Genomic DNA, 26,692 nt, shown 5'->3' on the forward strand with positions numbered 1-26,692 from the left:
AGCCCAAGCGGGCGAGTCTTGCCGCCCCCTCCACCGCCTTCGGCGGTCCCCCTCCCCCGCCACGCGGGGGAGGATCATGGAGAGACCGGTGCGAGTGAACTGCTTGCACGCTGGTCCCGCAGGTCGCTAATGCCTAAACTCGGGGCAAGGAGAATGGATAGCCAATGATCGAAGACACCGAGCAGCGGGGTAAGGCCGTCCCCGCGCTGGTCCGGACCAAGAAAATTCTCGATGCGCTCAGTACCGGCGGCAAGCCCAAGGGCGTGTCGGAGCTGGCGCGGATGCTGGACCTGCCCAAGAGCACGGTGCATGGGCTTTGCCATACCCTGGTCGATCTCGGCCTGATGATGCGGGTGGGGCCGTCGCAGTTCGCGGTCGGCCCGCACGTGCTCAGCTGGGCCAACGCCTTCGAGGGCCAGAGCGACCTGACACAGGAGTTCATGCGCATCGCCGAGGCGACCGACCTGATCTCGGAGCAGGCGATCAACCTCTCGATCCTCACGGGGCGCGAAGTGATGTATGTCGCCTGCCGGCGCGGCACCGACCCGCTCGGGGTCAGCTTCCGGCCCGGCGTACGCCTGCCGGCGCCGTTCACCGCCACCGGCAAGGCGATGATGTCGACGATGCGGCCCGAGGAGGTCGAGGCGCTGTTCGGCGACGAGTGGCCAGAACCGTGGACCAAGCAGAGCGTACCCAACCTCAAGACGCTGATGCGCGAGCTCGAGGAGACCCGTGAGCGCGGCTATTCGATCGACGACGGGCAGCTACGCGACGCCATGGTGTGCTTCGGCGCCCCGGTGTTCAACGCCAGCGACGATCACGCGGTGGCCGGCATCGCCATCGGGCTGCTGCGCGGCGAGGTCAACGACACCTCGCGGGCCCAGGTCAGCCACGCGGTGCGGGCGCTGGCCGACAAGCTCAGCCACCGGCTCGGCGGGAATACTTGAGCGGCTTCAGCGACGCATGCCCACCGGGTGTCATCCCAGCGAAAGCTGGGACCCCATCGGCTGGCGCGGGGGGCGAGTTGGGTCCCTGCATTCGCAGGGATGACACCGAGTTGGTGGTTAGAACTGTGCCTCGTTGCACCATCAGCCAACTACGACTGCCGTCTACATTGACATCGTCTTCGACGCCATAGATTGTTCAATACCGAGAATATCGTTCAACATATTGAACGATTTGACCAGCGGACACATAGGGAAGGAACCGCAATGATCGTCCTGATCGCCAAGTACCATACGAAGCCGGGCAACGTGCCGAAGGTGCTGGCCGAACTCGTCAAAATGAAGCCGCTGGTGGAAGCCGGCGAGCCGGGCTGCAAGTTCTACCAGGTGTCGAAATCGACCGAGAACGAGAACCTGATCGTGCTCTATGAGCACTATGTCGATGCCGCAGCGCTGGCCGCACACCGTGAGACGCCGCACTTCAAGTCGATCATCGAGGGCACCGTGATCCCGATGCTCGAAAAGCGCGAGCGCGAGCTCTACGAACTCGCCATCTCCTGAGGTTTGAGATGCGCCTCGTTTCCTTCAAGCTCTTCACCGTCACCGGTCCCGTAACCCGGATCGGCGCCGTGCTGCCGGATGGCCGCTATGCCGACCTGCAGTCGGCCTATCGGGCGGTGCTGGGGGATAACGGGGCATCGCAGGAAGGGGCGGCGCGACTTGCCGCCGCCACCATCCCCTCGGACATGGTGGCCTTCATCCAGAACGGGCTGACGGCGCTCGATGCGGCGCAGTCGGCCCTCGACTGGGTGACGGCGAAAGACGAAACCGGACCGGATGGCGCGACCCTGGTGTTCGCGCCCGACGCGGTGCAGCTGCTGGCGCCGGTGCCGCGGCCGCCGCTGATCCGCGACTTCATGGCGTTCGAGACGCACCTCAAAAACATCTACCCAAAGCTCGGGCGCGAGATCCCGCCGCAATGGTACGAGCTGCCGGTCTATTACAAGGGCAACCCCTCGGCGGTCGGTGCCGATGGCGATATCGTGCCGATGCCGGCCTACGCCACCAACATGGATTTCGAGTTCGAGTTCGCGGCCGTGATCGGGCGCGGCGGCAGCAATATCCAGCGCGCCGATGCGCTCAGCCATATCTACGGCTACATGATCTACAACGACTTCAGCGCCCGCGAGATTCAGCAGCGCGAAATGTCGGTGGGCCTCGGGCCCGCCAAGGGCAAGGATTTCGAAAAGGGCCACGTGTTCGGGCCCTGGCTGGTGACGGCGGACGAGATCCCCGACATCTACGCGCTCCGCATGCAAGCCACGGTCAACGGCCAGCCCTGGTGCGACACCAGCACCTCGACCATGCACTGGCGCTTCGACCAGATGATCGCCCACGCCTCGACGAACGAAATGCTGGTGGCGGGTGAGATTTTCGGCAGTGGCACGGTGGGTGGTGGCTCGGCCGCGGAAGTCGGCAAGACCTTGGCCAAGGGCGACAAGGTGGTGCTGACGATGGATCAGCTGGGCACGCTGAGTAATGCGATCGGGTAGGGCTGCCGAGGCCGGTGTGCTTGGCGCCCCTCACCCCCACCCTCTCCCCAGAGGGGCGAGGGGGCGTCGTGGCGCTGCTGGTGCAAAGTGCGTCCCCTCGCCCCTCTGGGGAGAGGGCGGCGGATGAGGCTGAAGGCCTCATCCGTGGGGTGAGGGGCGCCAAGCGCACGGGCCTTAGCCCCGCGCCTTCCGCACCGCCTCGACCGTCTGCCCGACCAGATCATCAAACGCGATCTTTGCCGGGCGGCGCATGTAGGTGACGATGTCGTCGACCAAGAGGGGAGCGGACCAGCGGTCGGCGATGATCGAGCTGCCCTGCTGGATGCCGAGGACGCAGAGCATCTGGGCGGCGTTGCAATCGACGTCGTGGCCGATGCCGCAGATGATCTCCAGCGTCAGGTCGAAATCGCCATTGCCGAACCACAGCGCCACCACTTGCGCGGCGGCATTGGGGTAGACGTGGATCCAGTTGTACTCGATGTACTCGGCGTCGCATTTGGCCCAGGCGGTCTGCCAATCGGCCGAGTTGCGGCAGGCGTCGAGGGCGAAGGCGAGGACGGCGCCGTATTCGGTGCGGGTCGAGAACAGCGCGATCGTCGAAACCAGCAGCGCTTTGCTGTCGGTCTCGGTGTAGGCGCGGGCGGCGAGCACGGCGTTGAACACTTCGCCGAGGATGCCGTTGCCGGCGGCGGAGATCTCGGCGTCGATATAGGCGAGGCGGGCGGCTTCGCGCGTCTGGCCGGGGGCGACCATGCCGCAGATGGTGCCGCGCATCTGGCCGCCGATCCACTCGTCGAAGGGGTTATCGAGCGAGCCGGTGAGGGGTGGCAAGAGGCCACGGCGGATGCTGGCGAGCGCCACGGCTTCGGCCGACCAGCCCATCGGGATCAGCGCCGTCCAGCGCTCGGCGATATCGGCGCCGGTGACGGCGTGGCCCTTGTCGGCGAAGGCCTCGAGGAAGGCGATCTCGAAGGTGATGTCGTCATTATAGGTGTTGGGCTCGCGCACGTAATCGCGGATCGGGCCGAACACCTTGGCGATGTTCTCGGCGGTATAGCCCTCGAGCGCCGTGCCGGCGGCGGCGCCGACCAGCTGGCCGAGCCAGGCAGCGCGGGTGCGGTCGACGAAATCGGCGCTCGCCACATCGACGGCGGTATCGGCGGGCCAGCTGACGTCGGCGTCGAAGGCCGCCCAATCGGGGTAGCGCAGGGTCTGCTGGCTCTTGTGATTTGGATCGGCCACGGCGGCGCGCATGATGGAGCGGAGGCGATAGTCGATGGTGTAGAGCGTTTCGTAGTCCTTCTTCGCCAGGGCATCGAGACCCTGCTGCAGCAGTTCGCCATAGGGGGCAAGCACGAAGCCCTTGCTCTCCAGCGACTGCAGCGCGCCGGCCATCAGGCATTCGGGCGCGGCGGAGCCGGGCACGTTGCTCTGCCAGTACATCGCCATCAGCATGTCGCCGCCATTCATGATGGCGCTGGCGTCCCAGGTCTGCTCTTCGGCAGTGCGGACGATCGGCAGGGTGTCGCGCAGCAGGTCGCGGGTCAGTTCCCAGGCTTTCATGGGCTACCTTCGTTCTAGGGGTGGTCAGGAAATCTTGCGGGCTTTGGCCTGTCGGCGCGCCGCGTAAACGGTGAGCATCACGGCGGGTACGATGTAGGGGATCATCTGCATCAGCTCGCTGGGCAGGCCCTTGGTCTGCATGGTGATGGCGACGGTTTCGGCAATGCCGAGCACGGCGGCGGCAGCAAAGGTGCCCCAGGCGGTGCCCATGCCCATCACCTCGGCGGCGAGCGCGATGAAGCCGCGCCCAGCCGTCATGTTCTGCGCGAACCAGCTGACATAACCCATTGAGAGATAAGCGCCGGCAGCGCCACCGAACACGCCCGAGAGGGTCAGCGTATAGAGCTGCACGCGGTTGCGCGAGATACCGGCGGCGGCCGCCGCCTTGGGGTCGGACCCGACGGCGCGGATATGGAGGCCGAACGGCGTGCGGGCCAGCATGATGGCGACCGCCGGCACGGCGAGGATGGCGAGATAGGTCAGCATATGGTGCCCGGAAAGCAGCGGGCCGAGGATCGGCACGCCGCCGAGCAAGGGGATGTCGAGATTGGGCAGCACGCCGCTTTTCAGGGCGCCCGACATCCCCTTGTCGCCGGTGGCGAGGAACAGGCCGAGCGTCGTTGCGGCAAGCGCCGCCATGTTCAACGCGATGCCCGTAATGATGAACTGGGTGCCCAGTCCGTTGATGAAGAACGCCATCAGCGCTCCGAGCAGGCCGCCGCCGATAAGCGCGGCGAACAGCCCGAGGAACGGGTTGGCGGTGGCGGCGCTGACCAAGACGCCAATCAGCGCACCCGACAGCATGATGCCTTCCATGCCGATGTTCAGCACCCCGGCGCGATCGGAGATCAGCACGCCCAAGGCCGCCAGCAGCAGCGGGGTCATCACCCGCAGCACGGTGGCGAAAACGGCGGGGTCGGCGATGGCGCCAAAGAACTCGATCATGCGCCTTGCTCCTGACCCTTGATGTCGCGGATCAGCCGCAGGAAGGCCGGGTGGCGGAAGATGGCGGCGGCGGTGACCGCCAGCATGATGGCGGCGGTGACCAGCCCGACGATCTCGCTGGGCACGTCGAGATTGCGCGCCAGCATGTCGCCGCCGACCTGGAGATAAGCGAGGAACAGAGCCGCGGGGATGACGAGGAACGGGTTCTCGCGGGCGAGGATGGCAACGGTGATGCCGGTCCAGCCGTGGCCGGGCAGCCCGGTCCAGGAGAAGCGGCTATAGAGCCCGAGCACCTCGATGGCGCCGGCCATGCCGGCGATCAGCCCGCCGGCGATCTGCGCCTGCATCAGGAGTTTCGACGAGGCGAGGCCGAGATGGCTGGCAAAGCCGGGGCTCGAGCCGACGATGCGGACATTGAGGCCGGAGCGGGTGCCATAGAGCCAGATGCCGCCGAGGAGGCAGGCGACGAAGGCGATGATCACCCCGGTATGGAGGCGGGTGCCCTGCAGCAGCCGATCGAGGGTAAAATCACCGGGGAGTTTGTAGGACATCAGCGCCCCGGCATTGGGGTCGCGCAGCACGTAGTTGAGTACATAGACGCCGGCGAACAGGAAGGCGAAGTTCAGCACCAGCGAGTTGACCATTTCGGAAGCGCCGAAGCGCACGCGCAGGTAACCCGGGACGATACAGGCGAGCGAGCCGACCAGGGCGCCGATCAGGATCGCCGCAGGCGTCGCGACAAAGCCGGTGAGCGGCAGCAGCACGGCGGTCGCCGCAGCGGCGAGGCCGCCGAGAAAGAAGCTGCCCTCGACGCCGAGGTTGAACATGCCGGCGCGGAAAATGATGGTGGCGGCAAGCCCGGTCATCATGGTCGGCGTCGCTGCTTCGAGGATGTTGCCCATATGGCGGATGGTGCCGAAGGGGCCGAGGACGAACAGCCGCAGTACCTCGAGCGGGTCGGGCTGCGACAGCGCCAGCGGCACCAGTACGGCAAGGATCACCAAGGCGATGACCAGCGCGGTGAGGGCAAATTCGGTGAGGCCGGCGAGAATGGAGCGGGTCATGCGGCCGTCTCCAGGCCGAGCATATAGGGGCCGAGCGCTGTGGGCGTCAGGCCGGCGTGGTTTGCGAGATCGGCGACGATCCGGCCGTTGAACAGCACCAGCACCCGGTCGGCGAGGCGCAGCAGTTCATCGAGATCGGCGGTGATCAGCAGCACGGCGGCGCCGTTGCGGGCGGCGAGGTCGATGCGGCCATGCAGCAGGGCAGCGGCGGCGACATCGACGCCGCGGGTCGGCTGGTCGGCGATCAGCAGTTTCGGCGAACCGGCCAGTTCACGCGCCGCGATCAGCTTCTGGGCGTTGCCGCCCGAGAGCGAATCCAGCCGCTCGCCGGTGCCACCGGCCCGCACCGCGTAATCGGCGATCATCTGTTGCACCCGCTTGCGGATGGCGCCCCGACGGAGGAACGGGCCCCATTGCAGCGCCTTGTCGCCATCGGTGCCGGCAATGGCGTTGTCGGCGAGGCTCAAGGCGGCAGTGCCGCCGCGGGCATAGCGATCGGCCGGCAGGTAGGCGAGGCCGGCCTTGCGCCAGTCGGGCGCGTTGGCGCGAGACATGTCGGCGCCGGCAAGGCGGATGCTGCCGGTGCCCGGATGCATCAGCCCGCTCAGCACGCCGACGAGGCCGCGCTGGCCGCTGCCATCGACCCCGGCAATGCCGACGATCTCGTCGGCACGGATCGATAGCGAGATGTCCTCGATGCGGTCGGCCGGGTCGCGCGAGCGGGTGGAGACGCGGTCGAGTTCGAGCACCACCGGCGCGTCGGTGCGCTGGCGCTGGCGGCGCGGCACGTCGACATCGCGGCCCATCACCATGCGGGTGATTGTCGTGTCGTCGACTTCGGCGAGCGGCGTGGTGCCCACCACCTTGCCGGCGCGCAGCACGGTGACGGTTTCGGCCAGCGCCCGCACTTCGTGCAGCTTGTGGGAGATGAAGAGGATGGTCATGCCGGCGGCGCAGAGGTCGCGCAGGCGGTTGAACAACTCCTCGATTTCGGGCGGCGACAGCACTGCGGTCGGCTCGTCGAGGATGAGCAGGCGGGTATCGCGCGATAGCGCCTTCAAAATCTCGACCTTCTGCTGCGCCGCGACCGACAGGGTGTCGGTGCGCGCATCGGGGTCGACCGCAAGATCGAAGCGCTGAGTCAATTCAACCACCTGGCGGCGCGCCTTGCTGCGATCGATGAAGATCGAGCGGCGCGGCTCGTGGCCGAGGATGATGTTCTCGGTGACTGTGAGGATGGGGACCAGCGAGAAATGCTGGTGCACCATGCCGATGCCGTGCTTGCCGGCGAAATCAGGCGTCGCTGTGTCGACCGCGGCGCCATCGATCAGGACCTGTCCGGCGCTCGGGCTTTCGAGCCCGAACAGGATCTTCATCAGGGTGGATTTGCCGGCGCCATTCTCGCCGCAGATGGCATGGATTGCACCCCTCCGAATATCGAAGGCGGCATCGGTGAGGGCCACGGTGCCGTTCGGGTAGGTCTTCGACACTCCCCGGAACGAGACGATGGGGCCCTCGACCATTTGCGGCGAGTTGCTCATCGGCGCTTACGGACGGACGGCGTCGCGGATGGCGTTGATCGCCGCGGTGTCCATGCCGAAGGCGGTCGGCACGACCACTTCGCCGGAAGCGATCTTGGCCTTTGCGTCGGCGATGGCGGCTTTGGTCTCGGCCGAAGCGAGCTTTTCGTAATTGCCGGTTTCGACGATGCCGACGGCGCCTTCAGCGAGCCCGACCGTTTCGGCCGAACCGAAGGGGAGCTTGCCTTGCTTGTAGAGGTCGTAGGCGCGGACGAGGCTGACATCGACGTTCTTCAGCACCGAGCTCACCACCTGGCTGGCAATCGCCGGATCGCTCTCGGCAAAGATCGCTTCCTGGTCGGAATCGACGCCGAGCACGAACTTGCCGGTCTCCTTGGCGGCAGCGGCCTGGCCGAGGCCGGCCTGCGAGGCGGCGATGAAGCCGAGCGCCACGCCGGAGCGATACTGGGCGAGCCCCAGTTCCTTGCCCTTGGCCGCATCGGTGAACGAGCCGGCATAGGCGACGGAGACCTTGACGTCTGGGGTGACCGACTGGGCGCCGGCGATATAGCCGACGAGGAAGTCGTTGATGACGGGGATATCCATGCCGCCGAGGAAACCGAGCGCCGTGCCGGCGTCAGCCGGGAGGCCCGACTTCAAGAGGCCCGCGGCGAGGATGCCGCCGAGATAGGAGCCTTCGTTCTGCTTGTACTGCACGGCGTAGACATTGGGGTAGGCGCCGCCTTCGAAGGGCAGGCTCGCGTCGAACAGGATGTACTTCTTGTCCGGGTACTGCTCGGCCACAGCGCCCAGGGTTTCGCTGAGCGAGAAGGTTCCGCCGATGATCAGGTCCCAATCCTGCTCGGAGACTTCGAGCAGCGCCGGCTCCCAGCCGGTCGGATCGTCGCCGATCTCGAGCACCTTGGTCTCGACCTCGTCGCCGTACTTCGCCTTGATCTCCTCGATGCCCTTGTTGGCCGAGTCGAAGAACGACTTGTCGCCGAGCGCACCGTTGACCAGCAGCAGCACCTTGTCGGCGGCGAGCGTGCCGGCGGCGGTGGCGGCGAGCAGCGCAGTGGCGCTGACCAGCCCGAGGGCAGCGCGGCGCAGCGCCACGCGGGTTATCGATTTAGTCATGAAAAACTCCTCCAGAGCGATCCGATGAAACTGAACGATCAGGTCGTTTAATCGTGTAAATAGATAAGCGAGGTGCTATAGGGGGAGTCAAGACAGATTTCGTCGTAGTCCGCTAACCACTTGGCAACGCTACGAACTTCGTCCACAGATGGCGACGGCGGGGCATGGGGATCAGATGAGCAGGGGCAGGAGCCCGACCATCAAGGATGTGGCGAAAGTCGCCGGGGTCTCCTCGGCGACGGTGTCCTATGTTCTCAACGATCTCAACAAGGTAACGCCGGAAGTTGATGCGCTGGTGCGGCGCGTGGCGAAGGAGCTCGGCTATTCGCGCAACAATGCGGCGCGGGCGCTGAAGACCGGCCGCAACAACATTATCGGCTGTATCCTGCCCACCCTCACCAGCCCGGTGTTCCCGGAAATCGCCCAGGCGGTGCAGTTGCGCGCCGAGGCGCATGGCTATGCGACGCTGGTGATCGATTCCGGCAATGCGCCGATGCGCGAGGAAAAGGTGGTGCGTACCCTCGCCAAGCATGGCGTCGATGGCGCGGTGGCGCTGCTGCACCCAAAATTCAAGCTTGCCGACCCGCCGATCTTCCCGATCGTCTCGCTCGACGCGAAATTCCCCGGGCTCGACAGCGTGCATGCCGACCACTACGCGGGCGGCCGGCTGATGGCCGAGCACGCCATCGCGCTTGGGCATCGCCGCATCGGCATGCTGTCGGGCTTCCAGGATCTCACCAGCAGCTTCGAGCGCCGCCAGGGGTTCGTCGATGCCGCAGCGGGGCGGGTGGAGCTGGTTTGGGAAGTGAACGTCCAGCTGGTGCCGCAACTGCCGCCCGAGGCGGTGGCCGCCATCCGCCGGCGCGAGGTGACGATGATCGCCTGCGTCAACGACCTCGTCGCCATCGCGGCGCTGAGCGTCTTGAAGGATAGCGGCATGAGCGCGCCCGGCGACGTGTCGGTGTTCGGCTTCGACGACATGCAATGGGCGAGCTGGCCGCTGATCGATTTGACCACTATCCGCCAGCCGCTGGCCGAGCTCGGCAGCCGCGCCGCGGACCTGTTGATCTCGCGGCTCGACGATCGGCAGCGGCCGGTCGAGGACCTGGTGCTGCCGGTGACACTGGTCGAACGCGGCTCGACGGCGCGGGTGGGCTAGGGGCGTTTGCACTGGCGGCGCCACCACGCCCCCTCGCCCCTCCTAGCGGACGCGAGAGCGTCCGCGGGGGGAGAGGGTAGTGCAGCTAGGACCGACAGGTCCGTAGCGGAACTGGGTGAGGGGCGCCGAGCGCTCTGGACCTGTTCCGGCCGGCCGATACCGGCATTTTTCATGGCCGATGTGCTTGGCTACCCCTCACCCTGACCCTCTCCCCAGAGGGGAGAGGGGACGCTGTGGCGAGGATCGAGTGCGGCTCGACCACAAGGGTGGAAACGGCTTAGGGTTCGAGCGATGCACAATCACTATTCCACCGATGTCGAAGGCGGCGCGCCGGTGCGCCGGCGCTATGCGATCAGCGGCCGGCTGGAGGTGGCGAGCTATCTGGAATTCGTCGCCGAACGGGCGCGCTGGCTCGATATCCGCGGCTGGGTGAGCGCTGACGGATCGGCAGTGACGCTGGTCGCGGCCGGGCCTGAGGCGCTGGTCGGGGCGCTGGAAATGGCCTGCACGCTGGGACCGCTCGAAGCGCTGGTCGAGACGATCGAAGCGGTGGACGAGGCGGGGCCGGTGGGGAATGGGTTTGAGGTGCGCTGATCCTCCGCAGCCCGCAGTCGGGCGCCCTCTCCCGCTTGCGGGGGAGGGGGAACCAGCCGAAAGGCTGGTGGGAGGGGGGTGCCGCAAACGCTAGCGCCTGCCCCATCCGCCCACGATCAGTGCGTGGGGCACCCCCTCCCGCCNCTCCCACCAGCCTTTCGGCTGGTCCCCCCTCCCCCGCAAGCGGGAGAGGGATGCCGACTGAGGGCTCAGCGGTAGGGCTCAAAAATAATCCGGCACCCCGGGCATCCCTACAAATCCCGGCAGTTTCCGTACCTGGCGTTGCCAGAGGTTGATTGCCGGATAATCCTCGTGGCCGATGCCGGCGTCGTGGCTCAGTGCCACGTAGGGGAAGGTGGCGATGTCGGCGATGGTCGGGGTGGCGCCGACGAGCCAGAGGCCGCCGGCCTGGGCGCGGTCGGCGAGGTGGTCGTCGAGGAGGCGGAGGGCGGTGCGGGCCCTTGCCTGCAACGCGGCGAGATCGCCGGGGTAGTTCAGCATGGCGATCATCCGGGCGCCGGAGATGGCCATCAGCTCGCCGCCGGCAAAGCTCAGCCACATCATCACGGAACCGAAGCGCACGTCGCGCGGCAGCCACTGGCCTGACGCGTCGTAGGTATTGGCGAGGTGGCAGAGAATGGCCTGGGCGTCGCGGAGGACGAGGCCAGCGTCTTCGAACACCGGCAGCTGGCCGAGTGGGTTGAGGGCAAGGAATTCCGGACGCTTGTGCTCGCGACCGGGGAAGAAGTCGACGGCCTGGGTTTCATAGGCGATGCCGAGCATGCTGAGCAGCAGGCGCACCTTGTAGCAGCTGCCCGAGAGCACATAGTCGTAGAGCTTAGGCATGCGGCAGGTCCGTTCTGGGTTCCGTGCCGAAGCGGAGCTGCTTTTCCTTGAGCCAGCGGCGGTAGAGCACCGAGCTCAGATCGGCGCGGGTCGGGGTCTCGCGGCCCGGCTGCAGCGGCAGCAGCGAGGGGCGCTGGTTCTCGAGCACGATCTTGTCCTGGACGAAGATCATCTGCTGGAAGGCGCTGAGTTCGGCATCGGTGCTGGTGTCGTCGATCACCAGCATGAAGGCATGCGCCACCGACACCGCCTCATCGGCGGGCTGCACGAACAGCGCGATGACGTCCCAGCGGTCGGGCGCGGTGGGCGGGGTCTTGTAGAGCATGACGTTGAAGGGGCTCACCACCCGGTACATGTACTTGCTGATCTGGCCCTCGTCGGAGGCGGCGGCGGCCTTGGGCTGGTAGAACTCGCATTTGGTGGCCCAGAGTTCGTCGACATCGCGGCGCTGCTCGACCTCGTACTTGGCCACCTCCGGATGCGCCTCGGAGCCGAGGATATCGGTGTGGACATAGGGGAAGTGGGCGAGATCGAGGAAATTCTCGACCAGCCGCAGGCCGGAGGCGCGGACGCGAACCGGGCCGCAATGGATCCAGCGCCGATCCGGTTCGCGGCTTTCGGGCAGCTCGAACAGCTCGCGCTCCGGCGTGCCGAAACTGGTCCACAGGTGCCCGTAGTCGGTGCGGACGGGGAGGGCGCGGCCGGCGGCGCGGACTTCGACGCCATCGGCAAGCCGGCGGACGATAAGATCTTCACCGAGGAGGCGAGAGGGGACCTCGGCGCCTGCGGGGAAATCCTGGAGCGCGCCGAGCGTGTACCACTGGTCGAGCGCGGCCTGGTCGTCGGTGAGGCTCATGCCGCGGCTCCCTGTTCGAGGTTTTGGCGCAGGGCACGCAGATGCGCCGTGGCGGCGGCGATATCGGCGCCGGTGCCAGTTGCGTGCAGCATGGTCTTTGCGGCATGGGCGCGGTGCCAGCCGAGCTGCAGGGTGCCGCCGGCGAAGGGCAGGGCGACAAGCGGCTTGGCGGTCGAGCCGCCCAGTTCAGCAAGCACGCGGTCCGGCGCCGCTTCGACGGCGAGGCTGAGCACCGGGGTCAGCGCCGGCAGCAGCGGCGGTGGGTCCGCACTGTCGCTGCTCATCCACACCATGCCGCCGGTCTCGGTGGCCGCATAGGCATTGGCGCGGATGGTCGGTGGTACGGTCAGATCCGGGTGGGCCGGGATGCGCAGGCAGTTGGCGCCGGCGCCATATTGCCAGCCGTGATAGAGGCAGTTCAGCGCGTTGCCGCGCACGAAGCCGAGGCTCAGCCGCATGCCGCGATGCGGGCACCGATCCTCCCAGACCTGCGCCACGCCATCCTCGCCACGCCAGATCATCACCTCGCGGGTGTCGACGATCACCGCCCGGGTAATGCCGACGGGCACATCGCGGCTCAGGGCAATCGGTATCCAGTCAGCCATGGGCGAGACGTCCTTGGTTAGCGATGGTCAATGCATTGTATGCAATGCACGTGCATGTGATCAAAGAATGGGCAACTCGATCGGTCGTGCGGATGCATTAAGCATTCATTGCTCGGGCCGGGCAAGCGGCATTCTCCGGCCATTCCACTCAATGCACTGGAATCGTTGATGGAATGGCGCTGACTGGGCGCCGCTCCGGCTTGGCACATGGATTGCATTGACCTCGGTGGATACCGGCGCCGGGCTTAGAAGGCGGCGCCCAAAGGTGCAATCCAGGGGAAGACGTCATGACACTAACCGCTATCTCACGCCGCAGGTTGCTCAAGGTCGGTGCAGCCGGGCTTGCCGCATCGGCGCTGCCATTCGGGATCGCCCGGGCGCAGACCAATGTCGTGCTGGGCATTGTCTATGTCGGGCCGAAGGACGATTTCGGCTGGAACCAGGCGCATGCCGTATCGGTGGAATCGCTGAAGGCACTGCCCGGCATCACCGTGGTGGAAGAAGAGAATGTGCCCGAGACCGACGCCGTGGCCAAGTCCATGGAGTCGATGATCAACCTCGATGGCGCCAACCTGATCCTCGCCACCTCGTTCGGCTATTACAACCCGTTCGTGGTCGAACTGGCCAAGAAGTATCCTGACGTCACCTTCCGGCACGCGGCACCGTTGTGGAACAAGGACAAGGACCCGGCCAATGCCGGCTCGTATTTCCCGTACCTGAACCAGGCGCATTACGTGAACGGCGTGGCGGCCGGGCTCTCCTCGGGCGGCAAGATCGGGTTCGTCGCGGCCAAACCCATTCCGTCGGTGCTGTCCAACATCAACTCGGCGCTGCTCGGGGCGCGTTCGGTGAACCCCAATGCCACGGTGCAGGTGATCTTCACCGGCGAGTGGAGCCTGCCGGTGCGCGAGGCCGAGGCCACCAATGCGCTGGTCGATGCCGGCTGCGAAGTCATCACCTGCCATGTGGACTCGCCCAAGGTGGTGATCGAGACCGCCGAGGGGCGCGGGGTGAAGACCGCCGGCCACAATGCCAGCCAGGCGCCGCTGGCGCCCAAGGGCTTCATCACCGGCGCCGAATACAAGTGGGAGACGATCTACAAATCCTACGCCGACGACATCGCCGCCGGCAAAACCCCGCCCAATTTCCTGGTCGGCGGCTACAATAACGACATGCTGCGCAACACGCCCTATGGCGCAGGCGCGACGCCCGAGGCGATCGCTGCGGCCGACGCCGCCATCGCGGCGCTGGTCGCCGGCGCCCCGATCTACAAGGGCACGCTCAAGGACAATGCCGGCAACGTCGTCGTCGACAAGGACTACGACAATTACGATCCGTATCTCGACGGCATGAACTGGCTGCTCGAGGGCGTGCAGGGGTCGATTACGTGATCTGACGGCTTGCTGGCGAACGCGGGGGCCGGGCGCGCGCCGCCCCCCACCCCTGTCCCCTCCCCGCGAGGGGGAGGGAGACGCCCACACTGAGGCTGGTGTTTTGGTCTCCCTCCCCCTCGCGGGGAGGGGACAGGGGTGGGGGTCCACGACCACCGGATGCGAGGCAGACCATGACCGCTGAAACCGCCGATACCGCTGCGATCCCGGCCAAGGCCGGGCCGAGCCTCGGACTGTTGAGGCTGGCCGAGGCGGTGAGCATCCCGATCGGGGCGCTGGTGGTGTCAGCGGTGCTGTTCGCGCTGTTCCTCCTCGCCATCGGCAAGGACCCGATCCAGTTCTACCAGTTGATCTGGACCGGCGGCTTCGGCTCGTCGTTCTCGATCCAGAATTCATTGCAGCGCGCCGCGCCGCTGATCCTCACGGGCCTCGCCTTCGCCATTCCGGCGCGCATCGGGCTCACCATGATCGGCGGGGAAGGGGCGCTGGTGCTGGGCGGCTTCAGCGCCGCCGCCATCGCCATCCCGCTGGTCTCGAGCGCCGTGCCGCCGCCGCTGACGCTCTTCGTCATGGCGCTGACGGCGGTGGTGACCGGCGGGCTGTGGGTGGGGTTCACCGGCTGGCTCAAATATGCGCGCGGCGTCAACGAGACCATCGCCTCGCTGCTGATGAGCTACATCGCCATCGCCATCATGAACTTCTTCGTCGAGGGGGCGCTGCGCGACCCGGCCTCGGCCAACAAGCCTTCGACCATGCCGATCGGTGATGCCTACCGGATCGGCTCGATCCCCGGCACCGATGTGCACTGGGGCTTTGCGGCGGGCGTGGTGCTGGCGCTGCTGCTCTGGGTGCTGATGAGCCGCACCACGTTCGGCTTTGCGGCGCGGATGACCGGCGGCAACCTCAGGGCGGCGCGGGCGCAGGGCCTGCCGGTGGGCTGGCTGATGGTGGTCTGCTGCGCCATTGCGGGCGCCGCCGCCGGGCTCGCCGGCTTCTTCGAAGTCGCGGCGATCCACGGCCAGGCCAATGCCTCGCTGGTCGCCGGCTATGGCTTTACCGGCATTCTCGTTGCCTTCCTCGCGCGGCAGAACCCGCTGGCGGTGATCCCGGTGGCGATCCTGTTCGGGGCGCTGGCGGCGGCCGGTGGGGTGATCCAGCGGCGGATGGGGATGCCTGATGCGACGATCCTGGTGCTGCAGGGGATGATGTTCGTGGTGCTCCTGGTGTCGGAGACCTTCTACGGGCGGCTGAAGATCTTCCAGCCCAAGGCAATGGGGGAGCGGACCTGATGGACAATGCGCTGGTCACCGTGCTCATCGCCATGCTTGGCGGCGCCATCCGGGTGTCGACGCCCTTCATGTTCGTGGCTTTGGGCGAAACGCTCACCGAGAAATCGGGGCGCATCAACCTGGGGCTCGAGGGCAATCTGGTGCTCGGCGCCATGGTCGCCTATGCGGTGAGCTACCTTACCGGCAATGCCTGGCTCGGCGTGCTCGCCGCCGGCGGTTCGGGGCTCTTCCTGGGCGCGCTGCACGGCTATATCTGCAAGCTGCCGCGGGTCAACGACATTGCCGTCGGCATCGCCATGATGAGTTTCGGCACAGGCCTCGCCTTCTTTTTCGGCAAGCCGTTCATCCAGCCCACGGCGCCGCGGCTCGACGCCATTCCGCTGGGCGACTGGACCGGCAACCCGGCTCTGGCGCAGGCGCTGCAGGTCAACCCGCTGTTCTTTGTCGGCATCGCGCTGGCCGTCTTCATGTTCTGGGCGTTCAGGAATACCCGCTGGGGCCTGATCGTCCGGATGACCGGCGACAGCGCCGCTTCGGCCAAGGCGATGGGCGTATCGGTCGACCTGGTGCGCTTCCTTGCCACCGCGGCGGGCGGCTTTCTTGCCGGCATCGGCGGGGCGTTCCTGTCGCTCTACTACCCGGGCAGCTGGAACCAGGGGCTCAGCTCCGGCCAGGGGCTGATGGCGGTGGCGCTGGTGATCTTTGCGCGCTGGGACCCGATCAAGTGCATCTTCGCCGCCCTGCTGTTCGGCGCCGCCGGAGCCCTCGGGCCCTCGCTGCAATCGATCGGCATTTCCCAGGGCTACTACTTCTTCAACGCCGCTCCCTACATCCTGACGCTGATCATCATGATTATTTCCGCCGGCTCGAAAGCCGCGGCGCGGGATGTGCCGGGCGAACTGTCGATCACCAAGTAGGAGCGTTCCGATGAGTGGAGCTTTGTCATGAGCGGACTTGGCGGTCTCAACAAATCCGACAATGGCGTGGTGATCGGGCTGGTGCAGCTGCAACTGCCGGTGGTGGCAACCCCCGCCGACCTCAAGCGGCAGACGGCGCGGATCGTCGAGATGGTCGGCAAGGCGCGACGGAACCTCGGGACCATGGATCTCGTGGTGTTCCCCGAATACGCGCTGCACGGGCTGTCGATGGATACCAACCCGGCGATCATGTGTTCGCTGGATGGGCCGGAGGTCGCAGCGTTCAAGGCGGCCTGCAAGGAGCACCGGATCTGGGGGTGCTTCTCGATCATGGAGCTCAACCCCGGCGGCAACCCGTACAATTCCGGCATCGTCATCGATGATCAGGGCGAGCTGAAGCTCTACTATCGCAAGCTCCACCCGTGGGTGCCGGTGGAACCCTGGGAGCCGGGCAATCTGGGCATTCCCGTCATCGAGGGTCCGAAGGGCGCAAAGCTCAGCCTGATCATCTGCCACGACGGCATGTTCCCCGAGATGGCCCGCGAGGCGGCCTACAAGGGCGCCGAGATCATGCTGCGCACCGCCGGCTACACCTCACCGATCCGGCAGGCCTGGCGCTTCACCAACCAGGCCAACAGTTTTCACAACCTGATGGTGACGGCGAATGTCTGCATGTGCGGCTCGGACGGCACGTTCGACTCGATGGGCGAGGCGATGATCGTCGATTTCGACGGCAGCATTATCGCCGAGGGCACGACGGGGCGGGCCGACGAGATCATCACCGCCGAGGTGCGCCCTGATCTGGTGCGCGAGGCGCGGGCCAACTGGGGCGTCGAGAACAACATCTACCAGCTCGGCCACCGCGGCTTCACCGCCGTCGACGGTGGCGCGCAGGATTGCCCCTACAGCTTCATGCACGATCTCGTCGCCGGGCAGTACCGGCTGCCCTGGGAGGCGAGCGTGAAAATCACCGACGGCACGCCCTCGGGCTTTGCCAAGCCGACCCGCCGCTATGGCGAGACATTGCAGGAGGCTGCCGAATGAGCCTTGCCGACGAACGCATCGATGCTCCTGCCGTGCCCGGCGGCAAGACCATCGCCTCGACGCCCTATGCCTGGCCCTATGATGGCGACCTCAGGCCCGACAATACCGTGCTGGTGGTCATCGACATGCAGACCGATTTCTGCGGGCCGGGCGGCTATGTCGACTCGATGGGCTACGACATTTCGCTCACCAGGGCTCCCATTGAACCGCTGAAACGGTTGATGGCTGCGTTCCGGGCGAAGGGCTATCCGATCATCCACACCCGCGAGGGCCACAAGCCGGACCTTTCCGACCTGCCGGCCAACAAGCGCTGGCGCTCGCAGCGGATCGGCGCCGGCATCGGCGACCAGGGGCCGCAGGGGCGCATCCTGGTGCGGGGCGAGCCGGGCTGGGAGATCATCCCCGAGCTGGCGCCCGAACCGGGCGAAGCGATCATCGACAAGCCGGGGAAGGGCTCGTTCGCTTCCACCGACCTCGAGCTGATCCTCAGGCTCAAGGGCATCCGCAACATCGTGCTCACCGGCATCACCACCGATGTCTGCGTCCACACCACGATGCGCGAGGCCAATGATCGCGGCTTCGAATGCGTGCTGCTTGAGGATTGCTGCGCCGCCACCAAATACGACAACCACCTCGCCGCCATCGACATGATCAAGATGCAGGGCGGGGTGTTCGGCGCGGTGGCGACCTCCGCCGCACTGATCGAGGTGCTGTGATGGCCGGTCGCGCGCCTTCGCTCGAAGCCATCGGCATGACCAAGGTGTTCGGGCCGCTGGTGGCGCTCGACGATGTGTCGATCAAGGTCGAAGCCGGCTCGTTCCATGCGCTGCTCGGCGAGAACGGCGCCGGCAAGTCGACGCTGGTCAAATGCATCATGGGCTTTTACAGCGCCGACAAGGGGCAGGTCAGGCTCGACGGCCAGGAAATCGCGATCCGCTCGCCCAGGGATGCGCGGGCCAATGGCATCGGCATGGTCTACCAGCAGTTCACCCTGGTGCCCTGCCTCACCGGGGCGGAGAACCTGGTGATCTCGCGTGCCGATGCGCCGGCCATTATCGATTGGGCGAAAGAGAAAAAGCATCTCGAGGCCTTCATGGCCGAGATGCCGTTCCGGGTGCCGATGAATACGCCGGTCTCGTCGCTGTCGGCGGGCGAAAAGCAGAAGCTCGAAATCCTGAAGCTGCTCTATCTCGACCAGCGCTTCATGATCCTCGATGAGCCGACCTCGGTGCTGACCCCGGGCGAGGCCGACGAGATGCTGGGGCTGCTTGGCGGCATGGCCGACCGCAAAGAGATCACCGTGCTGATGATCTCGCACAAGTTCCGCGAGGTGAAGGCGTTCTGCGACCACTTCACTGTGCTGAGGCGCGGTCGCTTCACCGGGGCGGGCGATGCCAAGACGGTCGGCGTGCCGGACATGAGCGCCATGATGATCGGCGATACGGCGATCCGCGAGCGCGCGGCGCGGAAGAAGCACAATGAGGGGGCGGACCGGCTGGAGCTCGCGGGGCTGTTTGCCGAGGACAATGACGGGTTGCCGGCGATTAAGTCGGTCAATCTCAAGGTGAAAGCCGGCGAGATCGTCGGCATCGCCGGGGTATCGGGCAATGGGCAATCGGCGCTGGTCGAGGCGCTCAGTGGGCAGCGGCCGCTGTCGGATGGCGGCATCTACATCAATGGCGAGTTCTTCCGGCCCAAGCGCGGGTCGTTCGATCGCTACAAGGTGTTCGGCCTGCCCGAGGAGCCGCTGAAGAACGCCACCGTGCCGCGGATGAGCGTCGCCGAGAACCTGGCGTTCCGCTCCTTCGACAAGCCGCCGGTGGCCAAGCTCGGCTGGTGGATGTCGCCCGGGCCGATGCGCGAGAAGGCCAAGGAATTGATCGCCAAGTATCGGGTGAAAACCCAGGGGCCGGATGCGCCGATCGAGACGCTGTCGGGCGGCAATGTGCAGCGGGCGGTGCTGGCGCGCGAGCTCAGTGGCGACGTCGACGTGCTGATCGTCGCCAACCCCTGCTTCGGGCTGGATTTCGCCTCGGTGGCCGATATCCGCAGCCAGATCATGGAGCAGCGCAACCGCGGGGCGGCGGTGCTGCTGGTGAGCGAGGACCTCGACGAGATCCTCGAACTCGCCGACCGGGTGGCGGTGATGTCGGGCGGCACGATCAACTACGTAGCCCGCATCGAGGACACCGACCGGAACACCATCGGACAACACATGGCGGGACATTGAGATGGACGCTGCGACCGCGACAGGGCAGACGAAACCCCGGAGCTGGGGCAGAGGCTGGCGGTGGGCAGCGCCGGGTGAGGGGGCCCTCGATTGGGTCCGTGGCAGGGGCCCCCTCACCAGACTGCTTGGGGGGATTGGGTTTGGGGTCGGCAGCCTCTCAGTGATCCTCCCCCGCGTGGCGGGGGAGGGGGACCGCCGAAGNCTCCACCAGCTTCGCTGGTCCCCCTCCCCCGCCACGCGGGGGAGGATCATCGCACCGCCGGTGGCCCGCCGGCCCCGCCGACTACCTCGTCCTCCACATCCCCTGCCGCGGCTCCTTCGTCATGGGCGTTCCCCGATGATCTCCGTTCCCTCGCGGCCCTATCCCTATGCGCTCGACCCCGCGCATACGGCGCTCGTCGTCATCGACATGCAGCGCGATTTCATCGAGCGCGGCGGCTTTGGGGATTCGCTCGGCAATGACGTCAAACGGCTCGAGGCGATCATCCCGACGACGGCGGCGCTGCTGGCGCTGTTCCGGGCTCAGGGCTGGCCGGTGATTCATACGCGCGAGGCGCATAAGCCGGATCTCAGCGACTGCCCGCCTTCGAAAATCCGGCGTGGCAACCCGAGCCTCCATATCGGCGAGATGGGCGCCATGGGGCGTCTGCTGGTGCGGGGCGAGCCGGGCAACCAGATTGTCGATGCGCTGGCGCCGCTCGAAGGCGAGATGGTCATCGACAAGCCGGGCAAGGGGATGTTCTGGGCCACGGGCCTCCACGAGCAACTGGTGGAGCTCGGTATCACCCATCTGGTGTTCGCCGGCGTCACCACGGAGGTCTGCGTCCAGACCTCGATGCGCGAGGCCAATGATCGCGGCTATGAGTGCCTGCTGATCGAGGATGCGACCGAGAGCTATTTTGCTGAGTTCAAGGCGACGACCCTCAAGATGATCGCGGCGCAGGGCGGCATTGTCGGCTGGGTGACGCCGCTCGCGGCGCTCGAAGGGGCGGTCAAGGCATGATGATCAATGATCCGGCGGTGCTGGCCGAGGTCACGGCGGTGTTCGAGCGCTATGAGGCGGCGCTGGTCGCCAACGACGTGGCGGTGCTCGACGAGCTGTTCCTCGATAGCCCGATGACCGTCCGTTACGGCATCGCCGAGAACCTCTATGGCAGCGAGGCGATCCGGGCATTCCGGCTGCTGCGCCGTTCCACCGGGGCCGACCGGCGGCTCGCCGAGACGGTGATCACCACCTATGGGCCGGACACCGCTATTGCCGCGACGCTGTTTTCGCATGACAGCGTCCCCGGGCGGGTTGGACGGCAGATGCAGACGTGGATACGGATGCCGGATGGCTGGCGCGTCGCGGCGGCGCATGTCAGCGTCATCGACGCGTAGATCACAACTACGCAGGGACTAGAGGGGACTATGCTGAAACGCACCTCCGGCGAGGAGATCCGCCGCGTGCTGGCCAGCCGCATCATTGCCGGCGAGCTGGAACCCGGCACGCCGCTCGATGAGACGCTGCTGGCCAGCGAGTTCGCGGTGTCGCGCACCCCGGTGCGCGATGCCCTGCGGTTGTTGGCGGCGAGCGGCCTGGTGGACCAGAAGCCGCATGCCCGCGCCCTGGTGGCAAAGCCCGCGCCGGACGAGCTTGCCGGCATGTTCGAGGTGATGGGCTATCTCGAGGCGCTGTGCGCCGGGCTCTGCGCCCAGATGATGACGGCGGCCGAGCGCGATGCGCTCGATGCGCAGCACATTGCTATGGCCGGGATCGTCAGGGCCGGCGACAATACCGGCTATGCCGAGGCGAATGACGCGTTCCACACCGCGATCTACGAGGGGGCGCATAACGCCTATCTCAGTGAGATCACCATCTCGACCCGGCAACGGCTGCAGCCGTTCCGCCGGGCGCAGTTCGGGGCGCGCGGGCGGCTGCAGCAATCGCATGCCGAACACGGGCTGATCGTCGAAGCGATATTGCGCGGGGACCGCGGTGAGGCGGAGGCCGCGATGCGGAAGCACATCGCGATTGTCGGCGATGCGTATGAGCGGTTTAGCCGGGTTTAGCCGACGAACGTTCTTCGCTTCCCGCTAGGGCAACCGCATATGGCGTGGGGATAGTTCGGCTCGTACAGAGCACCCCCCACCCTGTCCCTCCCCCGCAAGGGGGGAGGAGACCAAAACACTGACGCCAGTGAGAGCGTCTCCCTCCCCCTTGCGGGGAGGGGACAGGGGTGGGGGTGCTCTTCCCGCACCGGTCTGTCGGTTGCCGGTGGCTCGCTAGCCCGTCACCTCGGCCGCCAAAAACCCCCGCCACCCGCCGAACTCCGAGATATCGCGGGCGCCTTTGGCCGCCTCGGCTTCCACCACGAACCCCTTGGCCGTGGTGCCATCCGCCAATCGCAGCGTGCCGATGCCCAGGGGTGACGGGATCTTGGCGACGAACGCGCCGAAGCCGCCCGCGTCGAGCGACCAGATTTCGGTGGCGACGCCGGCGCCCGTGCCGTCGGCGACCCGCAGCAGGCCGGGCTTGGGCGGGGTGGTGCCGGGGAGGGCGTAGAGCCGGTAGTCGGGCGTGGTGGTGGCCGCGCGGAGGAAGCTGCCGCCGAGGCCGGTGAGTTCGCCGTTGAGCGGCAGGCCGGAGAGATGGGCACCGACCACGGCGATCTCGATGCGCTCCGCCGTTGCCCGCAGCGGAGCGTCCAGAACCTCGCCCGTGAGCGCCGCGCCGATGCCGGCGAGATAGCCGTCGCTGCCGGCCCGGCCGATCAGTGTCAGGCTGCCGCGCAAACCGTCGGAGCGGGCGGCCGTCGGCACCGAGAGGGCGGCGAGATCGAGCAGGTTGACGAAGTTGGTGTAGCTGCCGAGGTTGGAGTTGAGGGTGATCGGGTCGGCTTCGAGCTCCGCCACGGTGTAGGCGCGCGGCACGGTCGGCACGGCGAGGCAATCGAGCCGGGCCAGCAGCGGCGCCACGGCGCGCTTGAGATCCATCAGCCGGTAGGTCGCCTCGAAGGCCGAGACAGCGGTGAGGCCGCGGGCGCCTTCGATGATCTTGCGGGTCACCGGGTGGAAGGAATCCGGGCTCGCCTCGAGCAGGCGCTTGGTCGCGGCATAGCGCTCTGCCACCCACGGGCCCTCGTAGAGCAGCCGGGCCACCGCGTGCAGCGGCTCGAAATCCACCTCGATGATCTCGGCGCCATGCGCCGCGAGGCGTTCGAGATCGGCGGCATAGGAGGCCTCGGCCGCCGCGTCGCCGAAGAATTTCCGCTGCGCCGGTAGCGGCACGCCGACCCGTAGGCTTGGCGGCGCGGCCGAGAGGGCGGGCGCCGGCAGCGGGCGCGAAAAGGCGTCGGCGGCATCGTAGGCGGCGGCCACCGTGGTGACGCGGAAGGCGGTGGCGACGTCTCTGGCGAAGACCGAGATGGTATCGAGTGTCCGGCAGGCGGGTACCATGCCGCTGGCTGAGAACAGGCCGAGGGTCGGCTTCAGCCCGACAATGCCGTTCATTCCGGCGGGGATGCGGCCCGAACCGGCGGTGTCGGTGCCGAGCGCGAAATCGACGATGCCGGCGGCCACCGCGACAGCCGAGCCGGAGCTCGAACCGCCAGGCACCAGGTCGGCGCGCTGCACATTGCGCGGCACGCCATAGGGCGAACGCACGCCGACGAGGCCGGTGGCGAACTGATCGAGATTGGTCTTGCCCAGTACAATGGCGCCGGCTGCCTCGAGCCGCGCGACGACAAAGGCGGAAGCCTCGGGGGTATAGGCAAAGTCGGGGCAGGCGGCGGTGGTCGGGAGGCCAGCCGCGTCGATATTGTCCTTCACCGCGAAGATCAGCCCGTAGAGCGGCTTGTCGACCGGGCCGGCGGCTTCGAGGGTTCTGGCTTCGGCCAGCAGCGCGGCTTCAGGCTTGAGGCTGATGAAGGTTGCGGGGTCGTCATAGGCGGCAAGGGCGGCGAGGGCCCGCTGGACGGCGGTGACGGGAGAAATCTGCAAGGCTCGGCCCTCGATGATGGTCGAGCTGATTATGCACAGACTCACGTGCCGGCCCACAGCGATGTGTGCATTGACGAATGATATGCAGAAAAAATGTGCAGATGTGATCTGGATGCACGAAGTGATGCAGGTGGGTGGGGCCGATCGATGGCCGTGCCACACCGCCCCCTAGGAGGGGCGAGGGGACGATGGGGCCACCGCCGGTGGCCAATCGTTAGTCCGCGAACCTGCCGACCGGCACGCCCCTGGTGCCACTCGCAAAGCTCACCATCGCCCCACACAGCGGCCACTTCGCCAGATCCTCGGCCGGCACCCCGGTGCTGAGGCTGGGAACATATAGCGTGCTCAGATCCGGGCCGCCGAAGCAGGGCATGGTGGGGCGGAGGTTGGGGAGGGTGACCCAGCGGAGGAGCTTGCCCTCGGGGGAGAAGCAGTTGAGGCGGCTGGCCGAGGCGCCGCCGGACCAATAGTTGCCATCGATGTCGCAGGCGCCGCCATCGGGGCGGCCGGTCAATTCGTCGAGCTCGAGCCAGCGGCGGCGGTTGCTGGCTGCGCCGCTGACCGGATCGAAATCGTAGATATCGACCCAGATGCCGCGCGAGTCCGAATGGTACATGCGGGTGCCCGCGCCATCCCAGGCAAGGCCGTTGGAAATCCGAAAGCCCTCGGTGATGACGCTGACGCTGCCATCGGCAGCGACGCGATAGAGCACGCCGGCGGGGTTGGCTTCGCCACTCGCATCCATCGAGCCGACCCAGAAGGCGCCATCGGGGCCGACCTTGCCGTCGTTGAGCCGCATCTCGGGCTTCCTGTGCGTAACCGCAGCGAGCGACTGTCGGCTGCCGTCGCGCGGGTCAAACAGGATCACCGTGCTCCTGAGCGCGACGACCAGCTTTTCAGAGCGGCAGAGTCCGAGTGCGCCGACCGGTTCGCCGAATTCCCAGCGCTGCCGCACGCCTGTCGCGGGATCGATGCGGTGGATGGTGCCGGGGGTGATGTCGACCCAGTAGAGCAGGCCGGTGCGCTCGTCCCAGACCGGGCTTTCGCCGATATCGCAGCGGTCGGCGGCGACGATGGTGATCTCGGGCGCGTTCACTGCTCGGTATCCTCGTGCGCGAGGCTCCATTCGCGATAGCGGCGGCGGCCGCCTTCGAGGTGCTGGCGCATGGCGACGCGGGCCTCGTCGGGCTTCCGATCGCTGATCGCATCGAAGATGCGCTGGTGCTCGGTGCGGATGACGTCGAGGAACTCCGACTTGCTCTTGTCGTCGGAGAAGCTGGCGCCCAGCGCGCGGCGCGGGATCAGCCGCTCGCCCATCTCGTCGACGAACAGGCGGAAGCGCTTGTTGTTGGTGGCGTCGGCGATGGCGCGATGGAAGGCGCGGTCGGCATCGGTGGCGAGCGTGTTGTCGCTGAGGTGGCGGTTGAACTGGGTCATCGCCTGCTCCATGCGGAGCAGGTTGGTCTCGGTCCGGCGCTCGGCCGCCAGCCCCGCCGCTTCGACCTCGACGCTGATGCGGAACTCGAGGAAATCCAGCACGTCGCCGATCTCTTCAGGCGCCGCCATCAGCATGGAGAGGCCGCCGGCGGGCAGGGGAGGCTTGCTGACATAGACGCCGCTGCCGCGCAGCGAGCGCAGCCGGCCCTCGGCCTTGAGGCTGGCAATCGCCTCGCGCACCACGGTGCGGCTGACCGAAAACTGCTCGCACAGCCGATCGGCCGGCGGCAGCTTGTCGCCGGGGTTGAGCGCGTTGGTCTCGATCAGCCGCAACAGGTCGAGCTTGACCCGGTCGGTGAGGTGGATGGCAGGGCTGGAAGACATCAGGATTTCGGGGCCGTTCGGCTGGGGGTCTCAGAGCATTCATAAGCGGGGCAAGCGGGTTGCGGAAGAGGCGCAGCGCATTGCCCCCGTTGCCGATGGGGAGAAACTATCATACTACTTTGAAGAAGTCATATTTTTGGAGGGAATGAATGTACGTAGGCACGCAGCTCGGCGGCGATCAGTTCGCCAAAGTGGGCGACCGCTACCTCAGGCAGCTGGCACAACTGGGGGTGAAGCATGTGTGCATCGACCCGGTAGGCGACCCCTGGCAGTGGGATCGCGATATCCTGATGCGGCACGCCGAGCATGTTTCGAAGTTCGGCCTGGTGCTCGACATGGTGCAACTGCCGCTGCCCTCGTCGGGCATCGAACGCAAGCACCAGTCACCGGGCATCGTGCTCGGCAAGCCGGGCGAGCGCGACCGCGAGATCGACGGCATCTGCCGCATCATCGAGGCGCTGGCCGAAGCGGGGATCGGGGCGGCGAAGTACAACTTCAACGTGCTGGGCATTCCGCGCACCGAATCCGAGACCGGTCGCGGCGGGCAGAAGCTCTCGACCTGGCGCTCTGACCAGGCGACGGATGGCGACACGCTGACCATTGCCGGCAAGGTCTCGTCGGAAGAGTTCTGGGGCCGCATCGAGTATTTCCTCGAGCGCGTCGTGCCGGTCGCCACCGCCAACAAAGTGCGGCTCGCCTGCCATCCGCACGACCCGATGACGCCGCCGGGCTATCGCGGCTTCGAGAGCCGCGTGCTGTCGAGCGTCGAAGGGCTGATGCGCTTCGTCCAGACCTCCGAGAGCCCTTATCACGGGCTCAATTTCTGCCAGGGTACGGTGGCCGAAGGGATGGAAGATCCACGCTCCGAAATCGGCGAAGTGATCCGCTGGTTCGGCAGCCGCAAGAAGATCTTCAACGTGCACTTCCGCAACATCAAGGGCGGCCGCTACTCGTTCACCGAGGAGTTCCCCGACAATGGCGACATGGACATGCCGGCGGCGCTGAAGATCTACCACGAGGTCGGCTATGACGGCATGATCATGCCCGACCACGTGCCGCATATCGATGCCGACAACTCGATGGAAACGGCGTTCGCGTTCTGCTTCGGGTACATCATTGCGCTGTTCCAGGCCAATGGCTGGGATCCGTATGGGGCGCAAGGGGGTAGAGGCGCCGGACTCTCCTGATCCTCCCCCGCGTGGCGGGGGAGGGGGACCAGCGAAGCTGGTGGAG

26 protein-coding genes are annotated in these 26,692 nt (G+C 66.7%); 15 read left to right on the top strand and 11 right to left on the bottom strand.

All coding sequences use genetic code 11. From position 1 onward, the window contains the following. Positions 1-164: 164 nt before the first annotated feature. The 3 genes from ASC68_RS08235 (at position 165) to ASC68_RS08245 (ending at position 2,497) form a co-directional block, all read left to right on the top strand. Positions 165-947 carry an IclR family transcriptional regulator gene (locus ASC68_RS08235; protein WP_055877632.1) on the top strand — a complete coding sequence of 261 codons (783 nt, stop codon included), beginning with the start codon at positions 165-167 and terminating at the stop codon, positions 945-947. 264 nt (positions 948-1,211) lie between these two features. Beyond that, a complete protein-coding gene (locus ASC68_RS08240; RefSeq protein ID WP_055877635.1) occupies positions 1,212-1,505 on the top strand; it encodes an antibiotic biosynthesis monooxygenase family protein in 294 nt (97 codons plus the stop codon). An 8-nt stretch (positions 1,506-1,513) separates the two neighbouring features. Next, positions 1,514-2,497 carry a fumarylacetoacetate hydrolase family protein gene (locus tag ASC68_RS08245; protein WP_055877637.1) on the top strand — a complete coding sequence of 328 codons (984 nt, stop codon included), beginning with the start codon at positions 1,514-1,516 and terminating at the stop codon, positions 2,495-2,497. Between the two features lie 174 nt (positions 2,498-2,671). On the opposite strand, the gene ASC68_RS08250 is transcribed toward ASC68_RS08245, so the two are convergent. From ASC68_RS08250 to ASC68_RS08270, 5 genes are read right to left on the bottom strand one after another with little or no spacing between them, the layout of a single operon-like run. Then, positions 2,672-4,060 (bottom strand): ADP-ribosylglycohydrolase family protein, encoded by a 1,389-nt coding sequence (locus ASC68_RS08250; RefSeq protein WP_055877640.1) that lies wholly within the window; start codon positions 4,058-4,060, stop codon positions 2,672-2,674. A gap of 24 nt (positions 4,061-4,084) precedes the next feature. Continuing rightward, complete coding sequence (locus ASC68_RS08255; protein WP_055877643.1) at positions 4,085-5,005, bottom strand: ABC transporter permease; 921 nt, start codon at positions 5,003-5,005, stop codon at positions 4,085-4,087. Beyond that, complete coding sequence (locus tag ASC68_RS08260) at positions 5,002-6,069, bottom strand: ABC transporter permease (RefSeq protein ID WP_055877644.1); 1,068 nt, start codon at positions 6,067-6,069, stop codon at positions 5,002-5,004. Before ASC68_RS08260 ends, ASC68_RS08255 begins: the two co-directional genes overlap by 4 nt. Next, positions 6,066-7,610 carry an ABC transporter ATP-binding protein gene (locus ASC68_RS08265; protein ID WP_055877647.1) on the bottom strand — a complete coding sequence of 515 codons (1,545 nt, stop codon included), beginning with the start codon at positions 7,608-7,610 and terminating at the stop codon, positions 6,066-6,068. The genes ASC68_RS08260 and ASC68_RS08265 overlap by 4 nt, the downstream gene beginning before the upstream one ends. A 6-nt stretch (positions 7,611-7,616) precedes the next feature. Further along, positions 7,617-8,726: a BMP family ABC transporter substrate-binding protein gene (locus ASC68_RS08270; RefSeq protein ID WP_055877650.1), complete on the bottom strand. Its 1,110-nt coding sequence runs from the start codon at positions 8,724-8,726 to the stop codon at positions 7,617-7,619. A gap of 175 nt (positions 8,727-8,901) precedes the next feature. Between ASC68_RS08270 and ASC68_RS08275 the strand changes: the two genes are divergently transcribed. Together ASC68_RS08275 and ASC68_RS08280 are read left to right on the top strand one after the other, a co-directional pair. Next, positions 8,902-9,885 carry a LacI family DNA-binding transcriptional regulator gene (locus ASC68_RS08275; protein ID WP_055877653.1) on the top strand — a complete coding sequence of 328 codons (984 nt, stop codon included), beginning with the start codon at positions 8,902-8,904 and terminating at the stop codon, positions 9,883-9,885. A gap of 291 nt (positions 9,886-10,176) precedes the next feature. Next, positions 10,177-10,479: an acylphosphatase gene (locus tag ASC68_RS08280; RefSeq protein ID WP_055877655.1), complete on the top strand. Its 303-nt coding sequence runs from the start codon at positions 10,177-10,179 to the stop codon at positions 10,477-10,479. A gap of 222 nt (positions 10,480-10,701) precedes the next feature. Here ASC68_RS08280 and ASC68_RS08285 read toward each other — a convergent pair whose 3' ends face one another. From ASC68_RS08285 to ASC68_RS08295, 3 genes are read right to left on the bottom strand one after another with little or no spacing between them, the layout of a single operon-like run. Next, complete coding sequence (locus tag ASC68_RS08285) at positions 10,702-11,325, bottom strand: glutathione S-transferase family protein (RefSeq protein WP_055877660.1); 624 nt, start codon at positions 11,323-11,325, stop codon at positions 10,702-10,704. Further along, complete coding sequence (locus ASC68_RS08290) at positions 11,318-12,181, bottom strand: hypothetical protein (protein ID WP_055877663.1); 864 nt, start codon at positions 12,179-12,181, stop codon at positions 11,318-11,320. Before ASC68_RS08290 ends, ASC68_RS08285 begins: the two co-directional genes overlap by 8 nt. Further along, positions 12,178-12,786, bottom strand: a complete 609-nt coding sequence (locus ASC68_RS08295) for a Rieske 2Fe-2S domain-containing protein (protein WP_055877666.1) — start codon at positions 12,784-12,786, stop codon at positions 12,178-12,180. Before ASC68_RS08295 ends, ASC68_RS08290 begins: the two co-directional genes overlap by 4 nt. A gap of 287 nt (positions 12,787-13,073) precedes the next feature. Between ASC68_RS08295 and ASC68_RS08300 the strand changes: the two genes are divergently transcribed. The 9 genes from ASC68_RS08300 (at position 13,074) to ASC68_RS08340 (ending at position 21,709) form a co-directional block, all read left to right on the top strand. Beyond that, positions 13,074-14,177 (top strand): BMP family ABC transporter substrate-binding protein, encoded by a 1,104-nt coding sequence (locus tag ASC68_RS08300; RefSeq protein ID WP_055877668.1) that lies wholly within the window; start codon positions 13,074-13,076, stop codon positions 14,175-14,177. Between the two features lie 173 nt (positions 14,178-14,350). After that, positions 14,351-15,466: an ABC transporter permease gene (locus ASC68_RS08305; protein WP_055877672.1), complete on the top strand. Its 1,116-nt coding sequence runs from the start codon at positions 14,351-14,353 to the stop codon at positions 15,464-15,466. Continuing rightward, positions 15,466-16,383: an ABC transporter permease gene (locus ASC68_RS08310; protein WP_055877676.1), complete on the top strand. Its 918-nt coding sequence runs from the start codon at positions 15,466-15,468 to the stop codon at positions 16,381-16,383. Before ASC68_RS08305 ends, ASC68_RS08310 begins: the two co-directional genes overlap by 1 nt. 27 nt (positions 16,384-16,410) lie before the next feature. Further along, positions 16,411-17,427 carry a formamidase gene (locus ASC68_RS08315; RefSeq protein ID WP_055877677.1) on the top strand — a complete coding sequence of 339 codons (1,017 nt, stop codon included), beginning with the start codon at positions 16,411-16,413 and terminating at the stop codon, positions 17,425-17,427. Continuing rightward, complete coding sequence (locus ASC68_RS08320; protein ID WP_055877679.1) at positions 17,424-18,143, top strand: isochorismatase family cysteine hydrolase; 720 nt, start codon at positions 17,424-17,426, stop codon at positions 18,141-18,143. The genes ASC68_RS08315 and ASC68_RS08320 overlap by 4 nt, the downstream gene beginning before the upstream one ends. After that, positions 18,143-19,657 (top strand): ABC transporter ATP-binding protein, encoded by a 1,515-nt coding sequence (locus tag ASC68_RS08325; RefSeq protein ID WP_055877681.1) that lies wholly within the window; start codon positions 18,143-18,145, stop codon positions 19,655-19,657. Before ASC68_RS08320 ends, ASC68_RS08325 begins: the two co-directional genes overlap by 1 nt. A gap of 337 nt (positions 19,658-19,994) precedes the next feature. After that, the gene (locus ASC68_RS08330; RefSeq protein ID WP_055877683.1) at positions 19,995-20,660 is read left to right on the top strand and encodes a cysteine hydrolase; all 666 of its coding nucleotides are present in this window, start codon (positions 19,995-19,997) and stop codon (positions 20,658-20,660) included. Then, the gene (gene hpxZ, locus ASC68_RS08335; RefSeq protein ID WP_055877685.1) at positions 20,657-21,037 is read left to right on the top strand and encodes an oxalurate catabolism protein HpxZ; all 381 of its coding nucleotides are present in this window, start codon (positions 20,657-20,659) and stop codon (positions 21,035-21,037) included. Before ASC68_RS08330 ends, hpxZ begins: the two co-directional genes overlap by 4 nt. 30 nt (positions 21,038-21,067) lie before the next feature. Beyond that, on the top strand, positions 21,068-21,709 hold the full coding sequence (locus ASC68_RS08340; RefSeq protein ID WP_055877687.1) for a GntR family transcriptional regulator: 642 nt from the start codon (positions 21,068-21,070) through the stop codon (positions 21,707-21,709). A gap of 213 nt (positions 21,710-21,922) precedes the next feature. On the opposite strand, the gene atzF is transcribed toward ASC68_RS08340, so the two are convergent. The 3 genes from atzF to ASC68_RS08355 form a co-directional block, all read right to left on the bottom strand. Then, the gene (atzF, locus tag ASC68_RS08345; RefSeq protein WP_248310513.1) at positions 21,923-23,638 is read right to left on the bottom strand and encodes an allophanate hydrolase; all 1,716 of its coding nucleotides are present in this window, start codon (positions 23,636-23,638) and stop codon (positions 21,923-21,925) included. A gap of 214 nt (positions 23,639-23,852) precedes the next feature. Beyond that, positions 23,853-24,734, bottom strand: coding sequence for an SMP-30/gluconolactonase/LRE family protein (locus tag ASC68_RS08350; protein ID WP_055877689.1), 882 nt, complete (start codon positions 24,732-24,734; stop codon positions 23,853-23,855). After that, positions 24,731-25,459, bottom strand: a complete 729-nt coding sequence (locus ASC68_RS08355; RefSeq protein ID WP_055877692.1) for a FadR/GntR family transcriptional regulator — start codon at positions 25,457-25,459, stop codon at positions 24,731-24,733. Before ASC68_RS08355 ends, ASC68_RS08350 begins: the two co-directional genes overlap by 4 nt. Before the next feature lie 149 nt (positions 25,460-25,608). Between ASC68_RS08355 and ASC68_RS08360 the strand changes: the two genes are divergently transcribed. Continuing rightward, on the top strand, positions 25,609-26,646 hold the full coding sequence (locus ASC68_RS08360; protein WP_055877693.1) for a mannonate dehydratase: 1,038 nt from the start codon (positions 25,609-25,611) through the stop codon (positions 26,644-26,646). Positions 26,647-26,692 lie beyond the last annotated feature (46 nt).

The sequence above is a fragment of the Devosia sp. Root105 genome (assembly GCF_001424865.1).
Taxonomy (GTDB): Bacteria; Pseudomonadota; Alphaproteobacteria; order Rhizobiales; family Devosiaceae; genus Devosia_A.